Annotated in this window: 10 protein-coding genes and 1 tRNA gene; 6 read left to right on the forward strand and 5 right to left on the reverse strand. The window is 63.9% G+C overall.

The features are described 5' to 3' along the window. A complete protein-coding gene (locus QCE62_RS00340) occupies nt 1-1,191 on the forward strand; it encodes a site-specific integrase (RefSeq protein ID WP_309913002.1) in 1,191 nt (396 codons plus the stop codon). 430 nt (nt 1,192-1,621) lie between these two features. Here QCE62_RS00340 and QCE62_RS00345 read toward each other — a convergent pair. Then, nucleotides 1,622-1,697 (reverse strand) — tRNA-Lys (locus QCE62_RS00345). A 167-nt stretch (nt 1,698-1,864) separates the two neighbouring features. Between QCE62_RS00345 and QCE62_RS00350 the strand changes: the two genes are divergently transcribed. Genes QCE62_RS00350 through QCE62_RS00360 form a run of 3 tightly spaced genes read left to right on the forward strand, consistent with a single transcriptional unit; the run spans nt 1,865 to nt 3,635 of the window. Continuing rightward, nucleotides 1,865-2,272, forward strand: coding sequence for a PaaI family thioesterase (locus tag QCE62_RS00350; RefSeq protein ID WP_309913004.1), 408 nt, complete (start codon nt 1,865-1,867; stop codon nt 2,270-2,272). Then, nucleotides 2,273-3,142: a patatin-like phospholipase family protein gene (locus tag QCE62_RS00355; RefSeq protein ID WP_309913005.1), complete on the forward strand. Its 870-nt coding sequence runs from the start codon at nt 2,273-2,275 to the stop codon at nt 3,140-3,142. Between the two features lie 16 nt (nt 3,143-3,158). Continuing rightward, nucleotides 3,159-3,635 carry an OsmC family protein gene (locus tag QCE62_RS00360; protein ID WP_309913006.1) on the forward strand — a complete coding sequence of 159 codons (477 nt, stop codon included), beginning with the start codon at nt 3,159-3,161 and terminating at the stop codon, nt 3,633-3,635. Nucleotides 3,636-3,642: 7 nt separating this feature from the next. Here QCE62_RS00360 and QCE62_RS00365 read toward each other — a convergent pair whose 3' ends face one another. Then, nucleotides 3,643-4,659 (reverse strand): D-2-hydroxyacid dehydrogenase family protein, encoded by a 1,017-nt coding sequence (locus QCE62_RS00365; protein WP_309913011.1) that lies wholly within the window; start codon nt 4,657-4,659, stop codon nt 3,643-3,645. 483 nt (nt 4,660-5,142) lie between these two features. On the opposite strand from QCE62_RS00365, the gene QCE62_RS00370 reads away from it, so the two are divergent. Together QCE62_RS00370 and QCE62_RS00375 are read left to right on the forward strand one after the other, a co-directional pair. Further along, nucleotides 5,143-7,014 carry a phosphoenolpyruvate carboxykinase (GTP) gene (locus QCE62_RS00370; protein WP_309913014.1) on the forward strand — a complete coding sequence of 624 codons (1,872 nt, stop codon included), beginning with the start codon at nt 5,143-5,145 and terminating at the stop codon, nt 7,012-7,014. Between the two features lie 351 nt (nt 7,015-7,365). After that, on the forward strand, nt 7,366-8,454 hold the full coding sequence (locus QCE62_RS00375) for a LysR family transcriptional regulator (RefSeq protein ID WP_309913017.1): 1,089 nt from the start codon (nt 7,366-7,368) through the stop codon (nt 8,452-8,454). A 113-nt stretch (nt 8,455-8,567) separates the two neighbouring features. Here the strand turns inward: QCE62_RS00375 and QCE62_RS00380 are convergent, their stop codons facing one another. From QCE62_RS00380 to dprA, 3 genes are all read right to left on the reverse strand, one after another. After that, the gene (locus QCE62_RS00380) at nt 8,568-11,222 is read right to left on the reverse strand and encodes a DNA topoisomerase III (protein WP_309913019.1); all 2,655 of its coding nucleotides are present in this window, start codon (nt 11,220-11,222) and stop codon (nt 8,568-8,570) included. 229 nt (nt 11,223-11,451) lie between these two features. Next, nucleotides 11,452-11,829: a thioredoxin family protein gene (locus QCE62_RS00385; RefSeq protein ID WP_309913022.1), complete on the reverse strand. Its 378-nt coding sequence runs from the start codon at nt 11,827-11,829 to the stop codon at nt 11,452-11,454. 71 nt (nt 11,830-11,900) lie between these two features. Next, the gene (gene dprA, locus QCE62_RS00390; RefSeq protein ID WP_309913025.1) at nt 11,901-13,106 is read right to left on the reverse strand and encodes a DNA-processing protein DprA; all 1,206 of its coding nucleotides are present in this window, start codon (nt 13,104-13,106) and stop codon (nt 11,901-11,903) included. Nucleotides 13,107-13,186 lie beyond the last annotated feature (80 nt).

Raw genomic sequence — 13,186 nt, forward strand, 5'->3', positions numbered from 1 at the left:
ATGGGACTCTATAAAAGACCGGGCAGTGAAATCTGGTGGTATGAATTTGTCCTAACGGGAAAGCGTTACCGCTCGAGCACGCGCTGCACGAACAAGCGCGAAGCCCAAGCAGCAGAGGACAAGGCCAGGAAGCAGGCGCAGGACGATCAGCGTAACGAGCGCGACGGCATCCACCGCATGAGCCTCTACGAGGTCGCGCAGAAGTGGCTGGTGGCCTCGGAGATCACCCACACGGACCACAAGAACAATTTGAGCCGTGTGCGCAAATTGTTCGGCGACGAGATGCAGCAGCGCGGAACGTCGTGGGTGCTGGCAGAGGGCGCCCGCCCGGGCTTAAGTAAAGACCTGATGGTCCACGAGGTGTCCCAGGCTGTCCTAGTGGACCTCAAGAACAAGCGCCTCACGGAGAAGAACTCCGCTGGGACGATCAACCGCGAGTTGAGCCTCGTTCAGGCGCTGATGGGATACGCGCAGTCTCTGGGCGTCGTCATGCCGAGCAAGCCGATCGTGTGGTCGGAGCGGAGGAACCGCGCGGCGAGCCTGAAGATGCGCGAGACGAAAGGGAAGCTGCGGTGGCTGACCCTAGGTGAGGAGCGCAAGCTCATCGAGCACCTCGCGAAGAAGGTGGACGAGGCCCCGAAGGCTGACCGGGCGGCACAGGACGGCCTAGACCTCGCAGTGATGCTCTTGGACACCGGGGCACGCTATGAGGAGATCGCGGGACTACGTCGGGCGCAGGTGGATGTGGAGCGAGGGGAGATCAGCCTCTACCGCAGCAAGACGCGGAACGAGAGTCGCCTGAAACTCCCGCGCCGTTCCCGGGACATCCTCGAGCGGCGCATGGTTGAGACGCGCGGCCGGTCGTACGTCTTCCCGGCCCACCGCCTGACGGGCGACGGGACGACCACATGGGCGGACGAGGACACGCACCGAGGCCATTCGACCGGTACGATTCAGGCAGCGATTGAGGCGTGTGGGCTGAACGACGACCTCGGGCAGGACAAGGTGACGCCGCATACCTTCCGGGACACCTACGCCTCCCGGCTGGTCCAGGCCGGCGTGAGTCTGCTGAAGGTGAGTCACCTGCTGGGTCACGCGAATGTCAGCATGACGCAGAAGTACGCCCATCTGTGCCCAGACATGGCCGGCGCAGAGGCGGTCGCGGTCCTCGACGGGCTGCACGCGGATTAAACCGACACAGGGTGACGACCCTATCGCTGGGCAGGCGGTAGGGTTTCTTTTTGTCCCACGGTAAAGCAAGTTGATGAGTTGTGAGATACTTACGCCTTCCCGTAGTCAGGAAGGCCCGGGAGATACCCGGTGAGTTTGAAGACGGCGGTGAATTCGTACTGGCAGGACTCACAGACGAATTCCTGTAGCACGTGGACAGGTCCGACCGCACATGCGCCCATCGTGATGTCGGGTGAATTGCAGGAGGGGCAGATGGACGCTTCGGTCTCAGTCACGAGGACCATCCAGTCGTCAGAGTCGATCAAGACGGCTCCCACGGGTAGAACCGGCGGAAACGCAGTCCCCTTTTTTGTCCCACGGTAAAGTGTCCCACGCTAAAGTGAGTCGCTTTACCGAGCGGCATAAAGCTCAAGGGAATCAAGGTATTAGGTGGTGGGGCGTGAGTGACTCGAACACTCGACCTACGGATTAAGAGTCCGCTGCTCTACCAACTGAGCTAACGCCCCAACAGAAGCGAAATTATAGCGGTGGTTTTCTGGACAGCGCAAGCCCATTTGCGCAAATTTCTGAAAAATTCCTGTGCACCGCGTCATGGCGGAGAGGCCCAACCCACCTCACCCGCCCGTTATCATTGGCGAATTCCCCGCCCTACGCCCAAGCCAAAACAAACCTCATGGACGATCCCGCCATCCGCGCCTTGCTCGACAGCATTCTCGCGCCCTGGGTCAAAGACCTGCACCTCACCCCGGCCGATATCACCGCCGACGCCGTCACCCTCCGCCTGCCCCATTCCGATCACTTGCGCCACGCAGGCGGCGTCATCTGCGGCCAGGTCTTCATGGCCGCCGCCGATACCGCGATGGTCGTCGCCATCTCGCACGTGATGGGCGGTTTCTCGCCGATGACCACCGTCTCCCTGAACACCACCTTCATGCGCCCGGTAAAGTCCGGCGACGTCCTCGTCACCGCCCGCGTGCAAAAGCGCGGCCGCAATCTCGTTTTCGGCGACATCGAAATGCGCGACGCGCAAGGCGAGCTCGCCGCCCACGCCACCACAACCTACGCACTCATCAACCAATAAATGTTCGACCAAGTCGTATTCGCGGGCGGCGGCAACCGCTGCTGGTGGCAAGCCGGCTTCTGGGACGTCATCCGGCCCGAGTTGAATCTGAAGCCGCGCATCATCGCGGGCATCTCGGCGGGCGCCGCCACGGCCTGCATGCTCTACACGAACGAATCGCGCCGCGTGATGGCGTACTACGTCCACGTCCTGCGCGACAACACGAGAAACGCCTACTGGGGCAACCTGCTGCGCGGCGAGTCGGTGTTCCCGCATTACCGCATCTACCGGCAGGCGCTGCTCGACATCTTCGCGGACCGCTTTGCTGAACTCCGGCATGCGCCCGAGATCCGCATCGGCGTGTCGCATCTGCCGCGCTGGCTCGGCGCGCGCAGTGCGGTCGCGGCCGGTCTCATCGCGTACAACATCGAGAAGTACCTGCGCAAGACGCTCCATCCGACGCTCGGCCAGACGCTCGGTTTCCATCCGGAGTTCGTCAAGGCACAGGACTGCGCCACGGTCGAGGATCTCGCCGACCTCATCCTGCAATCGTCGAGCACGCCGCCATTCACGCCGATCCTGCGTCGCCAGGGCCGTCCCGTGCTGGACGGCGGCATGGTCGACAACGTGCCCGTCTCCGCGCTCGATGCCTTGCCGGGTCTCGTCCTCGTCATGGTCACGCGGCTCTACCCGCGCGAGCGCATGTTCGTCGTGCCGCATGGCGCGCAGCGGCGCATCTACATTCAGCCGTCGCGCAAGGTGCCGATTTCAAGCTGGGACTACACGAGTCCGTCCCAGATGCAACATGCTTACGACCTGGGCCGCGCCGACGCCGATGACTTCCTCGAACGCCTGCCGCGTCTCATGCAAACCGCATCGCAACCTGTCTGAAGATGAGGAGCACATCGTGGCGAAGCAGCACACCTATGAACTGACCGTCGATTGGACGGGCAACCTGGGATCGGGCACCTCCGCCTACGACGCCTATTCGCGCGATCACCTCGTGCGCATCGGCAGCAAGACGGCGATAGAAGGTTCGAGCGATCCCGCCTTCCGCGGCAATCCCGCGCGTCACAATCCGGAGGAGTTGTTCGTGGCGTCGCTGTCGTCGTGCCACATGCTCTGGTATCTGCATCTGTGCGCGACGAAAGGCATCGTCGTGACCGGCTACGTCGATGAAGCCGTCGGCACCATGCAGGAGGAAGCGCAGGGCCATGGCCGCTTCGTCGATGTGCTGCTGCGCCCGCACGTGACCATCGGCGCGGGCGGCGATTCGGCTCTCGCGGCGCGCCTGCATGAAGAGGCGCATCGCTATTGCTTCATCGCCAACTCGGTGAACTGTCCGGTCCGTTACGAGCCCGCCATCGATATATCAACGCTATGACACCGCGCTAGCGCCGTCGCACGTGCTGCAACGCTTCCTTGTTTGAGACGCTCGACGTGTCGCCCGCATCGAACGCAAGGATGTTCTTGAACGCGGCGCTGAAGTACAGCTCGTAGCTCTCGCGCTCCACATACCCGATGTGCGGCGTGCAGATCACGTTCTCCAGCCGCAGCAGGCCATAGCCTTGCAGGATCGGCTCGCTCTCGAAGACATCCACCGCCACCATGCCCGGCCGGTTGTGATGCAGCGCGTTCAGCAGCGCATTGTCTTCCAGCAGTTCGGCGCGGCTCGTGTTGACGAACAGCGCCGTGGGCTTCATCCGCATCAGATCGTCTTGCTTGACCATGCCCGTGGTCTCTTCGGACAGACGCAGGTGCAGCGTCAGCACGTCGCTCTGTTCAAAGAGCGCTTCGCGGCTCTCGGCGACCGCATGACCATCTTCACGCGCGGCAGTCTGTGAATGCTCGCGGCCATACACGAGCACGTTCATGCCGAACGCCTTGCCATAGCCCGCCACCAGCTTGCCGATCTTGCCGTAGCCCCAGATGCCGAGCGTCTGGCCGCGCAACACCTGGCCGAGACCGAAGTTCGGCGGCAGCGCCGACGTCTTCAGGCCGGATTGCTGCCACGCGCCCTGTTTGAGATTGGCGACGTACTGCGGAATGCGTCGTTGCGCCGCCATGATGAGCGCCCACGTGAGCTCCGCCGGCGCCACCGGCGAACCCGTGCCCTCGAGCACCGCGATGCCGCGTTCGGTACAGGCATCGATATCGATGTGCCCGCCGCCTGCCCGTCCGGTCTGGCTGATCATGCGCAGCTTCGGGCACTTGTCGAGCAGCTGCGAACTGATGCGCGTCCGTTCGCGAATCAGCACGAGGGCGTCGACTTCCGAAAGTCTGCTGGCCAACTGTCCGAGCCCGCGCACCGTGTTATTGAAGACTTTTACCTCATGGTCATCGAGCAGATGGAAGCAATCGAGCTTCCGGACGGCGTCCTGGTAGTCGTCGAGGATGGCGATTTTCATGGGCATTGGTTGGCTTTTGTTAGGCATCAAACGTGCTGTATTTCGGGCAAGCGCGAGAATAGAGCACTTGAATTCGGGTTAATACCGACAAATTGTGCTCCGGCGGCCCTGCTTCGATGGCATCACGGCACCCGCGCGATGCGATGTTATGCTTGACTCCCACATTTCAGGAGCCCTGTATCTCAGCGCCAAAAGAAAGAATTTCAGCGCAACTTGCGGAAACCACGGTAATCCGCGACGAGACCGGCCACTTAGTATCTCTTTTTAACAGTTTGTTCCTTCGCGACGCAAGCCGTGGAGCAGTACGGCACTTATGCTGAAGGATTCATGCCCGTGACGCCGCAACGGCTGGCGAACCGCATTTCGTGCGATGAATCCGTCCATCGCGACCGCACGAAAACGCCCGGCGGTTCGCCTCGCAAGCCTCTCGCACGCAGCGTCTGAGGGCCCAGGTTTTCATTGCAGAGAACGGAGACAAGCTCGATGAACCAGCCCGCAGTAGTCGAAGATCACAATAACAAGTCCATCGAAGTCGATGCGCCGGCGCATGTCCGGCACCGCAAGCTCATCGAATGGGTGCAGCGCATCGCCGCCGTGACGAAGCCGGACCGTATCGAATGGTGCGACGGCTCGCAGGAAGAATACGACCGGCTCTGCCAGCAGATGGTCGATGCCGGCACGATGAAGAAGCTCAACCCCGAGAAGCGCCCCAACTCTTTCCTCGCGTGCTCGGATCCGTCCGACGTGGCGCGCGTCGAGGACCGCACGTTCATCTGCTCGCAGCGTCGTGAAGACGCCGGCCCCACGAACAACTGGATCGATCCGCAGGAAATGCGCGTCACGCTCGACGGCCTGTTCGACGGCTGCATGCGCGGCCGCACCATGTACGTCGTACCGTTCTCGATGGGCCCGCTCGGCTCGCCGATCGCGCATATCGGCGTGGAGTTGTCGGACAGTCCGTACGTCGTGACGAACATGCGCATCATGACGCGCATGGGCCGCGCGGTGTACGACGTGCTCGGCGAGGAAGGCGAGTTCGTGCCGTGCGTGCACTCGGTGGGCGCGCCGCTGGCGGACGGCCGCCAGGACGTGCCCTGGCCGTGCAACGACACGAAGTACATCGTCCACTTTCCGGAATCGCGCGAGATCTGGAGCTTCGGTTCGGGCTACGGCGGCAATGCGCTGCTCGGCAAGAAGTGCTTTGCGCTGCGCATCGCCTCGACGATGGGCCGCGACGAAGGCTGGCTCGCCGAACACATGCTGATTCTCGGCGTGACGTCGCCGCAGGGGCGCAAGTATCACGTCGCGGCGGCGTTTCCGTCGGCGTGCGGCAAGACCAACTTCGCGATGCTGATTCCGCCGAGCGACCTGAACGGCTGGAAGGTGACGACCATCGGCGACGACATCGCGTGGATCAAGCCGGGCCGCGACGGCCGCCTGTACGCGATCAATCCGGAAGCGGGCTACTTCGGCGTCGCGCCGGGCACGAGCGAAAAGACCAACTTCAACGCGATGGCCACGCTGAAGGAGAACGTGATCTTCACGAACGTCGCGCTCACCGATGACGGCGATGTCTGGTGGGAAGGCATGACGGATACGCCGCCCGCGCATCTGATCGACTGGCAGGGCCGCGACTGGACGCCGGCGATCGCGAAGGAAACGGGCGCAAAGGCTGCGCATCCGAACGCGCGTTTCACGGCGCCGGCGTCGCAGTGTCCGTCGATCGACGCGGACTGGGAGAATCCGGCCGGCGTGCCGATCGACGCGTTCATCTTCGGCGGCCGCCGCTCCAACACGGTGCCGCTGGTGACGGAAGCACGCGACTGGAACGAAGGCGTCTACATGGCCGCGACGATGGGCTCCGAAACCACGGCGGCCGCGGCGGGGCAGCAGGGCGTCGTGCGCCGCGACCCGTTCGCGATGCTGCCGTTCTGCGGCTACAACATGGCGGACTATTTCGGCCACTGGCTCAAGATGGGCGAGCGCCTGGACGCGATGAACGCGAAAGTGCCGAAGTTCTTCTGCGTGAACTGGTTCCGCAAGGGCGACGACGGCAAGTTCGTGTGGCCGGGTTTCGGCGAAAACATGCGCGTGCTGAACTGGATGATTGGCCGGATCGAAGGCACGGCGCAGGGCGAGGAGCACGCGTTCGGCATTTCGCCGCGCTACGAGGACATCGACTGGGGCGCGCTCGGTTTCTCGCGCGAGCAGTTCGAACAGGTCATTTCGGTCAATGACACGGCCTGGCGCGACGAACTTGCCCTGCACGACGAGCTCTTCACGAAGTTGCAGCAGGGACTTCCGGGCGCTTTGCCGCAGGCCAAGGCAGGGATGGAGAAGCGTCTGGCGGCTTGAACCGGTTTGATCGGCGGGGCGATCAGTCGCGGCATGTGCCGGATTGGTAACGCCGATCAAATCAATCCCCAATATAGGGCCCGCCGTCGCGGGCCCGTTTTCTGCGCATCTACACCGGCAAAATCCGCCGCGCCAGCCTCGACAAAATTCCGCTTGCAGGAATCCGGCCGATCAAGCGTTGTGTGATCCGCAACAATCGGTGATCTTTCATCTGCGTAACAGGCCCCGCCGACCGTTTTTTTTCGACTTTTTCCGGTTTCCCGGCAACTTCTGCACGAAACGCCCAGTCCTAGGATAATCCTGAATTGCGTTGCAGCAGAATTCAAGCCGCATGGCGGCAGGAGTTGTCTTATGGATCATTTGCAGTCGATGAGAGTGTTCGTCCGCGTCGCCGATCTGGGGAGTTTCGCCCGGGCCGCGAGCGCGATGGACATCTCCAATGCAGTGGCGACCCGTCACGTGGCGGACCTCGAAGGTCGCCTCGGCACGCGTCTTCTGAATCGCACGACGCGCAGTCTCTCGCTCACCGAGTCCGGTCAGGTTTATCTGGAGCGGGCGCGGCAAATTCTCGACGAACTCGAAGACGTCGAACAAATGGTGGTGGCGCGCAATCACGAACCGCTGGGTTCGCTGCGAATCGTCGCGCCGGTGGTCTTCGGCTTGCACAATCTCGCGCCGGTGTTGCAGACCTACGCCCAGCGCTATCCGAAAGTCATTCCGGACGTGACGCTGGTGGACCGCCAGGTCGATCTGGTCGAGGAAGGCTTTGATGTCGGCATCGTCATCGCGCGGCAGGTGAAGAGCGCGAGCGTCGTGACGCGGCGCCTGACGACGGGTTGCATGACCGTCTGCGCGACGCCCGCGTACCTGGAGAAACACGGTACGCCGACGCGCCCCGAACATCTGCTCGAACATCCGTGCCTGAGCCTGCCTTCGGAATACTGGGGCGACGAGCGCGTGTTCACGGGTCCGGAAGGCGAAGTGCGCGTGCGGCCGCAGAACGTGATCATCGCGAACAACACCGAGATGCTGAGACAGTTCGCGCTGCTCGGCATGGGCATCGCGATCCTGCCGAGTTATCTGATCGGCAACGATACAACGCGCGGCCAGCTCGTGCGCCTGCTCGGCGATCATCAATTGCCGCAGGTCGAGATCAATGTCGCGTATCCGAGCCGGCGTCACTTGCCGGCGAAGGTGCGTACCTTCATCGATCATCTGGTCGAGCATTTCAGCCAGACGCCGAATCACCAGCTCGGCGAGCAATGGATTCGCGACGGCCGTGGCCAGCCGGTCGCGCCGGCGGCTCAGTCGCACTACGAGCACGCCGACGACGAACCGGCCCCGCCTCCGCGTGCGCGTCCGATCGATGGCGAACTGGGCCCCAAGCTCGCCAAGCCCTCACGGACGCGCGGGCGGGTGCCGGCGGCATCGCCGTTCTGAAAGGCTCGCGCCAGGCGCAGATGAAAAACAACCCCCGCGAAGATGCTTCGCGGGGGTTTTTCTTTGGGACCGGCGGAACCGGCTGAACCGCCGGCCAGGGAACTGAAACGCGCTCAGCTCGTCTTGCGCGCCGTGGTCTTCTTCGCGGCAGCTTTCTTCGCGGGCGCCTTCTTGGCGGCGGCAGGCTTGACGCGCGTGGTCTTGGCGGCCACGGCGACGTCGCTGTCGCCGGCATCGTCGCCGCCGTCCACCGGCGCTTCGGCCGACGCCGCGCCACGCTTCGCAGCGGCCGACTTCGCCGCCGGCTTGCCTTCCTTCTTCTCGAATTCGAAGCCGATCTTGCCGTCCGGCTGCTTGACGAGAAACGCCTTGAAGTTACGTCCGGTACGCGACGACTTGAAACCCGTCAGCAGGTCCGTGCGGCCTTCGCCGAGCAGCTTCTGCATCTGCTCACGCGCGATTTCCTGCTGCAGGATGACCTTGCCCGAACGGAAGTCGCAGGTCTTCGGATTCGCGACCGAGTTCTCGCACACATAGCTCATGCCGTGCTCGAACACGCGCGCCCGGCACTTCGGACAGGCGCCGACCGGCGTCTGCTCGGAGAAATCGGGCGGTTCGCCGTCTTCGCCGCCGCTGTCCTGGCCGAAGTCGAATTCGAGCTTGTAGTTCTTGATCTCGTCGTCGAGCGCGAGTTTGAGAATGGCCGAGAACGGCCGGCCCATCTTGCTGCGGAAACCCGACAGCGGGCCGATGGTCTTCTCGCGCAACAACTCCTCGACTTCCGGAATCTCGAACTGCCGGCCGCCCGGAATCTTCGAGATCGAAAATTCGCACTTGGTGCAGGCGAAGCGGCGATAGTTCTCCTTCACCTGCGAGCCGCAGTGCGGGCAGGGCGTTTCGAGCGTCGCGTAATCGCCGGGGATCGTGTCGGAGTCGTATTCCTTCGCCCGCTTGACGATGGTCTGCGTCATGCGCGCGATTTCCTGCATGAAGGCATCGCGATGCAGGTTGCCGCGTTCCATCTGCGAGAGCTTGTGCTCCCATTGACCGGTCAGCTCGGGCGCGGTGAGTTCCTCGACGCCGAGACCGCGCAGCAGCGTCATCAACTGGAACGCCTTGGCGGTCGGAATCAGCTCGCGGCCTTCGCGCACCATGTACTTTTCGCCGAGCAGCCCTTCGATGATCGCCGCGCGCGTGGCCGGCGTGCCGAGCCCCTTCGCGGCCATCGCATCGCGCAACTCTTCGTCTTCAACGAGCTTGCCCGCGCCTTCCATGGCCGAGAGCAGCGACGCTTCGTTGTAGCGCGCCGGCGGCTTGGTCACGAGGCCGTGAGCGGCGACCTTCTCGACATCGACCTTCTCGTCCTTCTGCACCGGCACGAGATTGCCGTCCTCGCCCGCGGCTTCGCGGCCGTAGATCTGCAGCCAGCCCGGCTCGACGAGCACCTTGCCTTCGGTCTTGAAGTGATGCCCAGCGACCTCGGTGATACGCGTGGTCACGAGGAATTCCGCAGCCGGGAAGAACACGGCCAGGAAGCGCTTGACCACCAGGTCGTACAGCTTCTGCTCCGGCTCGGACAGCGCCTTCGGGGCCTGGAGCGTCGGGATGATGGCGAAGTGATCGCTGATCTTCGAGTTGTCGAAGATGCGCTTGTTCGGCTTCACCCAGCCCTTGTCCAGCACCTGCTTGGCAAACGGCAGATAGTTATTGCTGTCCTTGAGCATGGTCATGGTGTCCTTGACCGTGCTCAGGTAGTCCTCGGGCAGCGCGCGTGCATCGGTACGCGGATAGGTGAGGACCTTGTGCTTTTCGTACAGCGCCTGCGCGAGACCGAGCGTGTTCTTCGCCGAGAAGCCGAAGCGGCTGTTGGCTTCGCGCTGCAAGCTCGTCAGGTCGAACAGCAGCGGCGACATCTGCGTGGACGGCTTCGATTCTTCCGTGACGGTGCCGGTCTTGCCACGGCAGGCCGCCACGACCGATTCCGCCGCCGCCAGGCTCCACAGGCGCGAATCGCGCTGCTCGGGGTCGTTCTCGACCCGCTTGAACTTCGGATCGAACCAGCGACCTTCATACAGGCCCTTCGCGGCGATGAATTCGGCGCGCACTTCCCAATAGTCGCGCGGCACGAAGCGACGGATTTTCTCTTCACGTTCAACAACGATCGACAAGGTTGGCGTCTGAACGCGTCCGACCGTGGTCAGGAAGAACCCGCCGCCCTTGCTGTTGAACGCGGTCATCGCGCGCGTGCCGTTGATGCCGACCAGCCAGTCGGCTTCGGAGCGGCAGCGGGCGGCGTCGGCGAGCGGTTGCATGTCGGCGTCGCTGCGCAGGTTCGCGAAACCTTCGCGGATCGCGGCGGGCGTCATCGATTGCAGCCAGAGCCGCTGGACCGGATGCTTGGCCTTCGCGTGCTGCGCGATCAGGCGGAAGATCAGTTCGCCCTCGCGCCCCGCGTCACATGCGTTGATGAGACGGTCGACGTCCTTGCGCTTCATCAGCTTGGTCAGCACCTTGAGGCGCGACTCGCTTTTGGCGATCGGATTCAGGTCGAAATGCGGCGGAATGACCGGCAGATTGGCAAAGCTCCACTTGCCGCGCTTGACGTCGTATTCCTCGGGCGCGGCGATCTCCAGCAAGTGGCCGACGGCCGACGAGAGCACGTAGTCGTCGCTCTCGTAGTACTCGTCATGCTTGGTGAAGCCGCCCAGCGCCCGCGCGATGTCGTTCGCGACGGAGGGCTTCTCAGCGATGATCAGGGCTTTGGACATGACTCAATAAATTTGGTAACTGGCAGCGGCCCAGTTTGGGCTGCTTCAACGACCGCTTTATAGCACAGGCTTTGCGCGGTGGGCGCCGAAGCGCGATGGCGGCGTTGCGGCCGGCTGCCTCAAAAGGTGAATTGAACATGGCGTTGCGCGCGATTCGTGCCCGCATTTTGTCCGCTCCCTGTCCCTTTTTACGCGCTCGCTTCACATCCCGCGCCGGGCCGGGCGACGGTCACGCCATGGCAAGCGTGGGCCGCAGCTTGGGCGCGCCGGCCATATCGGGCAGCGCGGTGAGATCGGTCAGCAGACGCTGGACGATCGACGCTTGCGGCAGCACGGTGCCGAAGAAACGGGTCGTGACCGAATCTTCGATCAGAATCGTCGGAAAATTTTCCACGTCGAGGTCGTCGAGAAGGTCGGCATGATTTTCAATGTCGATCCACGCGAAACAGATGTCGGGATGAGAGTCCGCCAGCGCGTTGAACCCATCCAGATACTCGCGGCACGTGCCGCACCATTCGGCGCACAGGCAGGCGACGAACAGCGTGCCGGGCTCGGCGACGCGCTCAGCGATGCGCTCGGCATCGGTATCGAGATTCAGCGCGGGCATGGTTTCAACGAAATCCTCTTGTTCGACGGCGGGGACAGCGCATTTTTTCGCGAATGTAGCATGACGCCGCGTTACGGTCGCCCTACTGCCATGTAGCGCCCGCCCGGCAGCGGCGCCACGTGGCCGCTCATCTCGAGCTGTAGCAGCATGCCTTGCAGCGCCGCGCCGTCGAACTGGGTGCGCGCGGCGAGTATTTCAAGGGTTGCCGGCGCGTGGCCGAGCGCGGCGAGCACTCGCGCGGTCTGTTCGCCGGGTTGGCTTTCCGAGGGCAAGCGCGCCGAAGCCCACGACGCGCTGACCGGCTGCGGTGCCGCGCTGCGGCTTGCGGCGGCGGTGGCTGGCGTCGGAAAGCCGAATTCCTCGAGGATCTCCTCCGGCGTTTCCACAAGCTTGGCGCCTTGCTTGATCAGCCGGTGGCATCCCTGGGCCAGCGGCGCGTGAATGGAACCGGGAAGCGCGAAGACGTCGCGCCCCATTTCGTTGGCGAGGCGGGCCGTAATGAGCGAGCCGGAGCGCATCGCAGCCTCGACGATCAGCACGCCGCCCGACAGGCCCGCAATCAGCCGGTTGCGTTGCGGAAAGTTGGCCGACCGCGCGGGCGTGCCGAGCGGCCATTCGGACAGGATGGCGCCGTCCCGGGCGATCTCGTGCGCGAGCCCGCGATGCGCAGCCGGATAGACGAGATCCGCGCCCGTGCCGATCACGGCGACGGTGCCGGCGGCGCTGCCCAGCGCGCCGCGATGCGCGGCGGCGTCGATCCCGAGCGCCAGCCCGGAAATCACGGCGAGCCCCGCGCCCGACAGCGCATGCGCGAACCGGCGCGCGTCCTCAAGACCTTGCGGCGTGGCATGCCGGCTGCCGACGATGGCCACCGCGCGTGCCTGCAGCCGCTCGAGCCGGCCTTTTGCGTACAGCAGCGCGGGCGGATCGGGCATGTTGAGCAAGGCCTGCGGATAGTCGCTGTCGGCGAGCGTCAGGATGCGGTTGCCCGGCTCGGCCGCCCACGCCAGCGCCCCTTCAATATAGCGGCCGAACGGTGTCCCTTCGATTTCGGCCGGCGGCCCCAGCACGGCTTCGGCGGCGCCCGGACCGGCGACCTGCGCGAGCGACGCGAAACTCTCCGCCAGCACTTCGCACGGCCCGCCGAAAGCCGCGAGCAACAGACGCAGAGCGAGTGGCCGCAATCCGCGGGCATGCGCGAGCCGCAGCCACGCGCGAAGTTCTTCGGCGGCGGGCGTCGAGGCGCTGGCCTCGGTCGGCGGGGCGGCGGTCGTCATGTTAAGATTTTTGATCCGAAAGGCATTGAAAGACGTCGCCTGGCCTCTTGCTCAGGCCTGATGCGACGCGTACGGGCCGC

It is taken from the genome of Caballeronia sp. LZ033 (genome assembly GCF_031451265.1).
Lineage (GTDB): Bacteria > Pseudomonadota > Gammaproteobacteria > Burkholderiales > Burkholderiaceae > Caballeronia.

What these genes read in the sequence shown, in the direction of transcription:
- QCE62_RS00385 (WP_309913022.1), bottom strand. Translation starts at nt 11,829, where the DNA reads ATGCCCGCGCTGAATCTCGATACCGATGCCGAGCGCATCGCTGAGCGC.
- QCE62_RS00380 (WP_309913019.1), bottom strand. Translation starts at nt 11,222, where the DNA reads ATGTCCAAAGCCCTGATCATCGCTGAGAAGCCCTCCGTCGCGAACGAC.
- QCE62_RS00355 (WP_309913005.1), top strand. Translation starts at nt 2,273, where the DNA reads ATGTTCGACCAAGTCGTATTCGCGGGCGGCGGCAACCGCTGCTGGTGG.
- QCE62_RS00370 (WP_309913014.1), top strand. Translation starts at nt 5,143, where the DNA reads ATGAACCAGCCCGCAGTAGTCGAAGATCACAATAACAAGTCCATCGAA.
- QCE62_RS00340 (WP_309913002.1), top strand. Translation starts at nt 1, where the DNA reads ATGGGACTCTATAAAAGACCGGGCAGTGAAATCTGGTGGTATGAATTT.
- QCE62_RS00375 (WP_309913017.1), top strand. Translation starts at nt 7,366, where the DNA reads ATGGATCATTTGCAGTCGATGAGAGTGTTCGTCCGCGTCGCCGATCTG.
- QCE62_RS00350 (WP_309913004.1), top strand. Translation starts at nt 1,865, where the DNA reads ATGGACGATCCCGCCATCCGCGCCTTGCTCGACAGCATTCTCGCGCCC.
- dprA (WP_309913025.1), bottom strand. Translation starts at nt 13,106, where the DNA reads ATGACGACCGCCGCCCCGCCGACCGAGGCCAGCGCCTCGACGCCCGCC.
- QCE62_RS00365 (WP_309913011.1), bottom strand. Translation starts at nt 4,659, where the DNA reads ATGAAAATCGCCATCCTCGACGACTACCAGGACGCCGTCCGGAAGCTC.